The sequence below is a fragment of the Bradyrhizobium sp. JHI2711 genome (assembly GCF_056156565.1).
Genome location: NZ_JBPZPT010000001.1, coordinates 2,698,120 through 2,708,515 on the forward strand (window position 1 = coordinate 2,698,120; position 10,396 = coordinate 2,708,515).

At 57.1% G+C, this 10,396-nt stretch carries 9 protein-coding genes; 5 read left to right on the plus strand and 4 right to left on the minus strand.

Going from position 1 to position 10,396, the window contains the following annotated elements; genetic code table 11:
- Positions 1 to 1,926: 1,926 nt before the first annotated feature.
- Together ACTEK7_RS12485 and ACTEK7_RS12490 are read right to left on the minus strand one after the other, a co-directional pair.
- Complete coding sequence (locus tag ACTEK7_RS12485; RefSeq protein WP_225129805.1) at positions 1,927 to 3,456, minus strand: hypothetical protein; 1,530 nt, start codon at positions 3,454 to 3,456, stop codon at positions 1,927 to 1,929.
- A 1,214-nt stretch (positions 3,457 to 4,670) separates the two neighbouring features.
- Positions 4,671 to 4,883, minus strand: a complete 213-nt coding sequence (locus ACTEK7_RS12490) for a helix-turn-helix transcriptional regulator (RefSeq protein WP_225129809.1) — start codon at positions 4,881 to 4,883, stop codon at positions 4,671 to 4,673.
- Positions 4,884 to 5,449: 566 nt separating this feature from the next.
- On the opposite strand from ACTEK7_RS12490, the gene aepX reads away from it, so the two are divergent.
- Positions 5,450 to 6,307, plus strand: coding sequence for a phosphoenolpyruvate mutase (gene aepX, locus ACTEK7_RS12495; RefSeq protein ID WP_225129831.1), 858 nt, complete (start codon positions 5,450 to 5,452; stop codon positions 6,305 to 6,307).
- Positions 6,308 to 6,606: 299 nt separating this feature from the next.
- Positions 6,607 to 7,377 carry a phosphocholine cytidylyltransferase family protein gene (locus tag ACTEK7_RS12500; protein ID WP_225129833.1) on the plus strand — a complete coding sequence of 257 codons (771 nt, stop codon included), beginning with the start codon at positions 6,607 to 6,609 and terminating at the stop codon, positions 7,375 to 7,377.
- A gap of 268 nt (positions 7,378 to 7,645) precedes the next feature.
- Here ACTEK7_RS12500 and ACTEK7_RS12505 read toward each other — a convergent pair whose 3' ends face one another.
- A complete protein-coding gene (locus ACTEK7_RS12505; RefSeq protein WP_225129811.1) occupies positions 7,646 to 8,239 on the minus strand; it encodes a GntR family transcriptional regulator in 594 nt (197 codons plus the stop codon).
- Entirely contained in the window at positions 8,187 to 8,417 is a 231-nt protein-coding gene (locus ACTEK7_RS12510) for a GntR family transcriptional regulator (RefSeq protein ID WP_463671675.1), read from the minus strand. Before ACTEK7_RS12510 ends, ACTEK7_RS12505 begins: the two co-directional genes overlap by 53 nt.
- A gap of 787 nt (positions 8,418 to 9,204) precedes the next feature.
- On the opposite strand from ACTEK7_RS12510, the gene ACTEK7_RS12515 reads away from it, so the two are divergent.
- From ACTEK7_RS12515 to ACTEK7_RS12525, 3 genes are all read left to right on the plus strand, one after another.
- Complete coding sequence (locus ACTEK7_RS12515; protein WP_225129814.1) at positions 9,205 to 9,522, plus strand: hypothetical protein; 318 nt, start codon at positions 9,205 to 9,207, stop codon at positions 9,520 to 9,522.
- 11 nt (positions 9,523 to 9,533) lie between these two features.
- On the plus strand, positions 9,534 to 9,950 hold the full coding sequence (locus ACTEK7_RS12520; RefSeq protein WP_275945330.1) for an ATP-binding cassette domain-containing protein: 417 nt from the start codon (positions 9,534 to 9,536) through the stop codon (positions 9,948 to 9,950).
- Positions 9,951 to 10,051: 101 nt separating this feature from the next.
- Positions 10,052 to 10,306 (plus strand): ATP-binding cassette domain-containing protein, encoded by a 255-nt coding sequence (locus ACTEK7_RS12525; RefSeq protein WP_368736806.1) that lies wholly within the window; start codon positions 10,052 to 10,054, stop codon positions 10,304 to 10,306.
- Positions 10,307 to 10,396: the final 90 nt, after the last annotated feature.

The following is a 10,396-nucleotide window of genomic DNA, read 5'->3' on the forward strand; positions in this document are numbered from 1 at the left end:
AAGTCACCTAATTTCCTATCTGCTGAGCAGTCATTCACACGAGCTGCGGTAAACAGCTAGCTGTAGGAGAATTTGCACGGCCAGGTATAGTTACGCGAGCCGCCGCAGCGGATCGCCTTGCGCAAGCTGAATGACGGCGTTTCGCTAGCCGGTGGGTGCTCTCCGCGTCGTGCCGCAGCCACGAACTCGTCGTGGGGGGAATGCTCACGGAGATGACGGAGCAGGCGGAACGCAAGCGCTCCAGTCGAACAGACGGCTGTCCCGGCTGACGCACCGGACGGGTAGATTTGTGGCGAGGCTTGGAAAGGCCAGCATACGATCGGTCTCTGCAGCAGAACGGCGGCACGCTTTTTTTTGGTCCTGTGCTGCCACTCGACCGAGCGACGCTCGCCTCAACAACGGACCGACTATGATCTGGGCTGCTTGCTCGCTCTCTGCCCAGAGAGCGGCGTCACGCGCAATAGCGTCTTCCGCAAGAGCTAGGCGCCTATATGCGCGGCAGCTGCCACTGGCCGTGGTCGAGAATCGGAGGTTTCGAGCCACTATGTTATCCTCTTGGTGATCGCAGGTCCTACGGCTGCTCGCCTTCGCATTGCTTCTGTGCGGCGCTTCGAGGCACGTTGAGCTTGCACTCGCCGCGCTGGGTAAGTGGAGCGTGTCGCAAGGCGCGTGGGCACCTAGTCAAACCAAGCCTCATCTGCTTTTGACACTACCAACTCTGGTAGGTGCCAAGCGAGATACGCAACTGCTCAATTACATTGCTTCAGTTGATGATCTGACAGAAGCGGACCACGGGCTTCTTCTTGGTCTCTAGCTTGTTGCGTATCGGAACAAGGAGCTTGCGAAGCGCGGCTTCGATAACGCCGAGGCTAATGGGTGAGCGGCCATGGCTGGCCCCCTCTCCCGTTGAACTTCCGCCGATGCGGCGCGGAAATGTAGCCACCCGTTGATCAAGTAGGTACCTCACCGCCTATGACCAGCATACCAGCTGGATGTCGTGATCGAGATGAGCCTAGCCGATCCGCTGCCTGTCCCCTGTTTCCATATTTATTTTCAACGTGCCGGCAGTGGCCACCACCGCGCTTCAGAACAAGGCGGTGGTCAATGACATCCTGCTCAAGCAGGCAGCCGAGACGCTCCGTCTTATCGGCGCCAACCCGATGCATATCGGAGCCGAAACCGAATGATTGCACTTTTCCATGCCGTGGCCGGCTCCTGACGCATCATCCGGGTGCACATCGCCTCTCGTTGCCTGGCAGCGGGCGGGATTGCCCCTGGTGGAAACCGGGCTGGCTAGCCCGGGCTTCCTCCTTTTCGTTCGGCTTCGATTACGATTGCCGGCGGCTGTTCGTGTAGTGCCTGCAGGAAGCGTCCGGGGACGCGAAACTCCGGTTATTCGGCCACCTGGCGCGCCTGAGCGAGCTGGGCGGCATTTGGCCACCATGTCGACGCCCTCCGCAAAGTCGAATGGACGTCTGCGCCAAGCTCCGTTCGGCGTATCCAAAGCACGTCTTGTCTATCTCAGCCAGCTACACCCCATCACGTTGCGGTCCCCAGGGATCGGCTCCTCACCTGTGAGCAGGATCATCCGCTTGCGGCGAAAGAATTGATCGCGCCGGCAACAAGTCCGAAGTGATCACGCTGGACATTGAGGAGCTCACCAGCGCTTTCTACCCCGCGGGTTGCCGAAGGGATTTCCGCCGCCCCCGTCATTTTGGTTTCATGGCAAACGCCTGCTGTGCCGCCAAGCTCGCACAAGAGCCGAGCGGCCCTCGACACACCAGAGCCGCCTTCGCCCGTCGAACCTGAGCGGTCCGCCATCCTTGGTGTTCGCCGCCAAGAGTTATTCCTGTCTGCGGAAGCCATGGTGGATCGGGCTTGTGCCGCGCTTGACAAGCTGCGTGCTCGGCCGAGTTATGACACCGGTTATGCGCAGTGTGTTGCATGCCATTCGGCAAAACCGTACTGACCTTTGAACACTGGCCCGAGATGTTCTTTGGTGGCACCGCCTAGCCGCACTTTTCCACTGACGGAGCCGTCCTGTGCGAATTCGCCCTCGAACCCGTAGAACAAGGAAATCGGCACCTGCTCGTGCGCAGCCTCGAAGTGAATATGGCGACCATGAACTTCACCAGATATGTCTCCGGAGGACGATGCAGTGTGATGGACACCTGATATGAGTTCACCATCCTGCTGAATCTTGATGTGGTGTGTCGCAGACCCATGAAGGAATTGCATTTCGACACGCCAGCTGCCGGAGAAATTCACTTCCGCTGGGAAGTAGGGAGTCACTCGAACGATGGACTGGGGCATACGAAATGCGGATGCCAAAGCGCGGCCGACAATATCAGCCTCCTCATCCGAGAGATTCACCGGATCCAGCATGATTGATGTCGGCGTGGACCAAAAATCGTGGATCAGGATCCGCGGTCGTTGTTGCAAGAGCGCAAGCCTTAGGTCTTCCGCATCAAACGGAATGATGTCGGCATCCCAGATGATTTTCAGCCGAATAGCTGCTGCAAAACTCGCCCAAGGCAGCACTTCCGTAGTGACGCCTGGCAGCGAGACAAGGTAAGCCTCGATCCGGTTCGATCGCGCAAGCCACTGATCACGCTCATCTTTCGCCGATTGAGAATTGATCCAGCGGTCGAGCGCGACTACGGCCCCAACCACCTCTTCCTTGCCGACCTTCATCGACCTGCCAAATGCCTGGTGGGGTGTTCCGTTCCACCAGATCGACCTGCAAAGCCGCTCCTTACCAAGAACGATAGCAGTGGATTGTGGCCCCCGGATATACTTGCCACCGGCGTAAACGACCAGATCGGCTCCTTTCTTAATCCAGCTATCCGGCTTGTCTGGAGAAAGCCCGGCGGCATCGACGAGAATCGGAACACCGCGCGCGCGTGCCAAAGGGAGGAGCGAGCTCAATGGCAATACCGACTCATCGTCCATGCGACCGAGCAAGCAGATCATCGCTACACTTCCATCCAGTGCGTGCGCAAACTCCTCTGTGGTGCCAATGCTGACGACTTCAGCGCCCGCGACGCGGAGCGCCTGTTCATAAGCAAAACGCTGGTCGGATGGAATCAACACGGTATTGCGTAGCCCGGACGTATCCGGCAACCGCAACATCAGTTCCGGGTTGTTTCCTGCAATGCACGCCGCAGTGGCTAATGCTAGCCCCGCTGTAGCGCCGGCGGTGATGACACCCCATTCGGCGCCGGTGAGTTGAGCCATCCTTTCGCCTGCGGCTTCCGCGAGCTCGTCCAGGTCGACGAAAGCCCGGGCGGCCGCGTTCATTGCCGCGATGACCTCGTCGCTCGGATTGCTTCCTCCATAATTCGTGCGGACGCCAGCGCATTGGATCAACGGCTCGACGCCGAATTCTCGGTAGATCCACCCGCGCGCGTGGTCGCGTTCGGGCGGAGCGAATGCCTGTGGGATGTCAGGCCGCATAGTCATATCCGCTCGTCGCAAGTACGATGGGTGGCCTAACGCAAAATGCTGTCACGACGAGGCGAATGACGCTAGATGTTTTCAAGAGGGCGGAGGCGCTAGCACTTGAAAATGCTTCATCCATTCCATGGACGGTGATCAGCCCTGCTATTCCGGCCCCACGGATTAGCACCTCCGCGACTGTTCCCTTTAATGCCCGTAGACGGCCTGAGAGGCTTCCACATTTGGCTAGCGGATGTCGTTGGCCAGACGGGGTCATCTTCGTATAGCAGCTGTCGTCAGCGCGACGCCGCAGCGCCGATGACGGAGTTTCCGCACGTAGATGTGCATTGTTGACTTTCCCGAAGCCGCTGTCACCGCGAGCCAGTTCGGTCAAGCCCACGATGGGCGTTGGCCACGTCAACGACTTGATTCCATGATGCTCGTCGCCTTCGACCTCGACGAAGGAGGCAATTGACAGGGCCGACGCCGAGTGACCTCCGCGCTTGGTGTTCGAGCCGCAGACCGCATCATGAGCTTCTGTGAAGAACAGCTTGCTCTCGGAGCAGATCTGACCGCCCAGCAATTCTGCAGGCGCCAAGGCGGCGCGCCTTTCAGGGCTCCTAGCGAGAGCAAACAGTGGTTGACGTTGCATGCCACACCTGGAGGTGAGTTTGATCGGCGCGATGTTCTTCAACTAAACAGTGACAGCTTCTGTGATCCAGATCAATTATTAGCCTTAGTAGTTGACGGGGCTGCGCTAGTTTGCGCGCACTTAGGTACCAGGAGCGGCGAAGCCCTAACAATCAACGGCGTTCACTCGTTGGTCGCGGAAATTCACAAAGCGCATCCCTCCCGACACCACGAGCTCTATCAGTTTTTCAGGCCCCAAAGGCTCGAACGTGGGTTATTCATCAGAATTGATCGAGACACGCATAGACCTCAATCATCAATCGAGTCGCCTTGAACGAATCTTAGCCCCGACAACTCTTGATTATTATTCTTTTCGCCAAGCTGCAGCTGTTCGATATCGGCTGGTCTGGGGCGGCTGACCGAAAGCTGGGCCTTGGACATCGATTTCAACAACAATCCGAACAGGCCGCTCGCAGCCGAAAAATCTCATTTCCAAACCCTATGGCCGGGATCATTTTGGAATGCAGGGTCCGATTATCCAACGCGAGCGCCGGCGACGAAATAGCTGCACGCCATCTTCAGCGGCAACGAAACTGCGGCCGTTAGTCAAGAAGACCCAGACGCCCCGCCTTGACGACGCACTGGGTGCGGCTGGTCGTTTCCAGCTTTCGCATCGCATTCTTGATATGAAAGTTGACCGTGTTAACGCTCACGCCCAGGATGACTCCGATGGCCCAGGATGACTTCCCCTTCTCCACCCATCGCAAACACTGTTTTTCCCGTTCCGACAGCACAACTTCTTGCACATCCGCCATGAATTTTTCCCGGAGCCGAGAGGGCAAGAACGAGATCAGCAAGTGCCATGCCACTCAGTGGCACACGCAAACTCGCGCGGCAGGACACGTTCCTGGGAGATGCCCGTCCATTCTCGGGAGCCTGCCATCGAACTGCAGCCCTCTCGACCGGATTGCGACATACGTCGCAACGCAATAGCAGCACTTACGACAATCGTAGCAGTCGATATTTTAACATCTGTGTGAGCTGGATATCACCCTTTGACTAGGCGCTCCTCCCGCCAGGGCTGAATGCTCTGTGAAGGGCCGTAGGACGCGGCTCGCGAGCCCAGATCTTTCATTTGCACCAAAGCTTTAACCGGCGTGTCGGCTCGACGCTCATCCGATAACCCTATGGCGATCATGCAAGCTTTTACGCCCCAATAAACTACCAACGCTGGTCATTGATCGACTTCACGACAAAACGATATGAACAGTGAAATTTGCGCCAATCGAGGATCGGCTTCCAGGATTTAGGCATGCAGTATCAACCACAAGCCGTTCGGCCTACCGCAGGTCGTCAATGCACACAGTCGTCGCCAGTCGAAATGCTTCGCGCCCAGGTGTGCTCGAATGATGATCTGTCGTTTCTGATGGAAGCGCATGATGGCCTGTCTGCCACGATCGCGCAGCGCTCGGGATTCAAGGGGCTCTGGGCCTCTGGTTTGTCGATTGCCAGTTCGCTCGGCTATCGCGATGCCAATGAAGCTTCATGGACCCAGCTCGTCCAGAGCGTGGAACGCATAGTGGACTCAACCGAGCTACCTGTGCTCGTTGACGGTGACGGGGGCTTCGGCAATTTCAACAATGCTCGCCTCCTCGCACGCAAACTTCATCAGGCTGGCGCGGCGGGCGTCTCGCTTGAGGACAGCTGCTTCCCGAAGCTGAACTCGCTCATTGGTGAGCGGCATCCGCTCGCCGATATCGATGAATTTTCCGGTCGTCTACGGGCGGTGAAGGACACGGTCGCTGAACACGTTGTTCTCGTGGCCAGGATCGAAGCGCTAATCGCTGGACATGGATTGAATGAAGCCATCTTGCGTGCTCATGCCTATGCCGAGGCAGGCGCCGATGCAATCCTGATTCACTCGCGAAAAAGTACCGCTTACGAAATGCTTTCGTTCGTCACCGAGTGGCGGAACCGGCTACCCGTTGTGATCGTTCCGACGACGTACTATCGAACACCAGTGTCAACCTTTCGTGATGCGGGGATCTCCACGGTCATCTGGGCCAATCACTCCTTGCGAGCTGCGGCAGCTGCAATGCGGCGCGTCTGCGATAGTATCGCAGCTCAAGAGGGCGTTGCGGGCATTGAGCCCCATATCGCCCCGCTCAGCGAGATATTCGAGCTTCTGAGGTATGACGAGCTCGCCGCGGCCGAAAAGCGATATCTGCAGCCTCGCTAGTCCATGCTGAGAGGGTTTATCACATAACGTCCCCTTCTTCGAAAGTCCTCCGATGTGCCCTCTCGGCGGTCTCCCTCTAAGTGTCAACCAACAGGCAGTCGGACCTATAATGCCAGAGAAGCTTTGCACAGCACTAAACAGCTTCCCCTCGCCAGGCGGTAGGCAATCCAGATGCACGTGGGTGACGACCTAGCCCTTTCGATCTCCGGGACGATCTAAACAGGTCTGCGGCCGAAGGGAAGAACAGAACGCTCGCGATGCTCACGGAGTTAGGCGCGGGATTAAAGAAAGCGAATGAAATGCCAGTGAATGCTCCCAAGAATGCTCTCATTCTTGCCGCTGGCGTTGGCTCTCGTCTGCGGCCGCTAACGGATCTAACCGCGAAATCCCTTGTCCAAGTTAACGGCACTCCCATCCTGCACAACGCGCTACATAACCTTGACCGTGTCGGCGTCGAACAGGTAACGATTGTTGTCGGGTATCGCAAAGAGGCGATCAAAGATAGCTGCGGTGGCCGCTTTGGCGGGGTTGACGTCAAATATGTCGAATCCTCCGTTTACGATCGTACTGGCAGCGCCTATTCGCTATGGCTGGCGCGAGACGCGCTGCTTTCCGGAGACTGCTTTCTTCTTGAGGGCGACGTCTTCTTCGAGGAAAATGTATTGCGGCAGCTGCTCATCAGTGAAGCGCCCGACGCAGCGGCTGTCGCTCCCTTCGATCAGCTGATGCAGGGATCAGCGGTCCTGTTGTCCGATCTTGGCTTCATTTCAGAATTTCGTTTGAAACAAACAGCGAGAAATCTCATGGCGGATGACCCGCCTCTTTACAAGACGATGAATCTGTTGCGGCTGTCCGCGTCTACTCTGCGGACAGAGCTCGTTCCGGCCCTAGACGATATGATCAAGGCCGGAGCTACCCAGGCCTACACTGAGGAGCTTCTTTCCTATCTCGTGGAAACACAAGGCCTGCAGCTTGCTGCGGTGAGATGCGATGACCTCAGGTGGTACGAAATTGATGATGCGGAAGATCTTCGTACCGCCGAACGCATCTTCGCAAAAGCCGACGTTTGATCCAACCGCGCAGGGGCGAGGTTCACGACGATCACGGAAGGTTTGACGCTGCGCCTCTTCACGACCTGCGCGGCTGCCTCCCAGGCCGCGTAACGATGCCAAGCCCCGCAAGCTTGATCGGGGGCCGCAACCAACGCGGCCGCCTATTGCCTCAGCAAAACGCGAGCGGCTCGTCCTGGCATGAAGCGTGAAACACACCCCCACAAGCGAGGTGGTAGAAAATAGTTATTGCGCTCCCAGCCGCTTCGACCGCAGGAACCGGAGGGACCTAGACCTTGAAGGGGGCAGATGATCTCGATTTCCTCGCTTGCGCTTTTCCGGATCGAGGCTTTCCTGCAAGCGGCTGCTCCGCGGAACTAATCTCTTTAAAATCGAATCTGAAGCTGATTCTTGGTGCGCACAGTACATTCTCGCCAAATTTGATCGGAATACGGCCGGAGCAGTCAAGGCTCTCCTTGACGAAGACCGGCGCCGAAGTGGACATTCCAAGCAGGCGCGCCTCCTGCGCAGAGGGCAGACGTGCGCTTATCGTCACCCACTGTTGCGAGTAGTCGTCAATTCCGATGCGCCTGAGAGCTGTGGAGATCGAGTTGGCGCCAGAGAATTTGTCCAGCAGTCCGGGAGTGCGTTTCGCCGGAAAGTAGCTATGCGCAATGACGATTGGGATCTCGTCCTGATAGCTCAGCGTGTCGATGCGCAGCACATCGTCACGAGCTTGCAAGTCGAGGTAGCCGGCGAGCCGCTCGTCTGCCTTTATCGTTGCAGCAGACAGGATCTTACGACGCGCCAGGCGACGTTGGGAGAAGAGATTATCGGTCAGGGGTTTGAGGGGAGAGCAGATAGGGTGTTGGATGTTCGACAACGAAGGTGCCCCTCCCCTGCTCGACACGGAGCAGTCGTTCCTGCTCAAGTGCCCGAATGGCGTATCTTACGGTGTGCCGGTTGACACCATATTCGAGAGCAAGCTCTACGTCATTGGCAATTTTCGCCTGGCCGAAATCGGCTCGAGGCAATGGCTTCTTCGATGTTCGACCGAACAAACTCCTAGCGCTTTCCTTGATACATAGGTCAAATGCTCCGTGGTTCAGGCTTTCAATTGCGTCGGATCAGCGCCAGGTCTATCATTCTTCGGTTGCACGAGCCGGGTCACGGCCGCTTCCCTCAGATAAAGACGTTGCCGGTAAAGCTCCCGGCAGACAGTTGACCGGCGCGCTGAACAGGCAATTGAGACGCTCGCATCTTCGACATCATACTGACCTCCGACCTCGCGATCTTGCAAAGCTTCATCGATGATACGGCCGTGCACCGTCGACGGTAGCGGCAGTCCCAAGCTGGAAAGGATCGTCGGCACCAGATCAACGATACTGGTTGGGGTAGCAACAACTCCGCTTCTAAAGGCATCGCCAAAGGATGCATAATGAAGTCAGCTCGTGCCCCGAAAGCCCTCCGTGCATACCAACGCCGATCGGATAGGTCCCATCGTAGTACACGGCATCTTGCGAAGCGCTCCGATTAGCCGCTCCGCAATCGGCGAGACCAAACGACGAGGTCCGCACTTCGTGGGTGTTCGGCCATGACAGCGGAAAGCGGGAGGGTACTCGCGATAAGTGGAGAGCCATCGGAAGTCTGACGTGAGAAGGCGACGCCAAACCATGGCTCCTCGGAAAGGCTGTGATACATCTCTGTCAGAAGATGGCTCTCTCTGTCCCGAGCCCAAATGTTGACGACCCGTTCAGCTGTTATTGCGGCGTCTACGTCGGGCGTGAGTTCATATCCGACCTTGAATCCCGATCGCTGCAGATGTTTTAATACGGTTCGGGAGGGAGCATGGGAAAGGTTGGCGCAATCTACCCCGATCCCACAGCATCGTTCGTCTCGCGCTGGGGGTCTCAGAGCAACTTTCAGAGGGGTGGGTATTGGCGGAACGACAGATTCAATGTGCTGGAGACAACTTTGCTGACGGTGAAGGACCCGGCGCAAAGGCGAGCTGCCTATCAAGAGATGCTGGACATATTCGACGAGATTGATCCACCAGGAACGGTGCTCCATTCGCTTGGCGAGTTCTTTGGAAAGCGCGCCAACATCAAGTGGGCACCGACGCCAACCGGTTTAATAGATTTTCGGCCAGGCGCAATCAACGCCTAGCCGAGAACGCCTTGGGCCAGACGCAGAAGACTATTGTCTGCTCGAAAGGTGGAATCATGGACCAAACCAGTTTGCACGCACTTGAAGCACCTTTTGTTCACACTTTTGAGCAAGGGAATGCCGGGCGCCCAGCCATGGCGGCTGGCAGCCCGCCGCTTCTGAGCATTACTGGATTGACGGTTGTTCTTGCAGACCGACCCGAGACGCGCCTCTTGGATGCCGTTCAGTTCGAGTTGCGGAAAGGTGAGTTTTTCGCGCTTGTCGGCGAAAGCGGCAGCGGAAAAAGCGTCTTGTGTTCGACCATCATGGGAGTAGCAAGTACCGAGCTGAAATGTCTCGGCGATATTCACATCGAAGGCAGGCCTCTTGCCGATGTCGATCGGCCGCCTGCGTGCAATGATCTACCAACAGCCGAGCCTATATCTTAACCCCGTTCGGAACATTGGATTCCAGCTTCGCGAGACTGTCCAGATGATCGGCGGCTAGCAAGAAAGAGGCGAGCGAAAGAGCTGCAGATCTACTCTGCGATGTGGGGATCGATGATCCCAAAGAGACGATGAGAAACTATCCGCACGAAATGCCAGGCGGAATGAATCAGCGCGTCATGATTGCAATGGCGCTCCCGATGAAGCCGAAGCTTCTCATCGCTGACGAGCCGACCTCTGCTCTCGATGTAACCACGCAAAAGCAGATTCTTGACTTGCTCGAACGGCTCCGCCCAGACATGGCAATCCTCTTTGTGACCCATGATCTGAGGCCGGCAAACTGGACCATTTTTGGCTAGAGTTGGCGCTGCGTAAATCCCTCGACTGGGAGGAGCGACGACGATGAAGGCCTCGAAGTTTTCGGACGCCCAGAAGGCGTTTATCCTGAA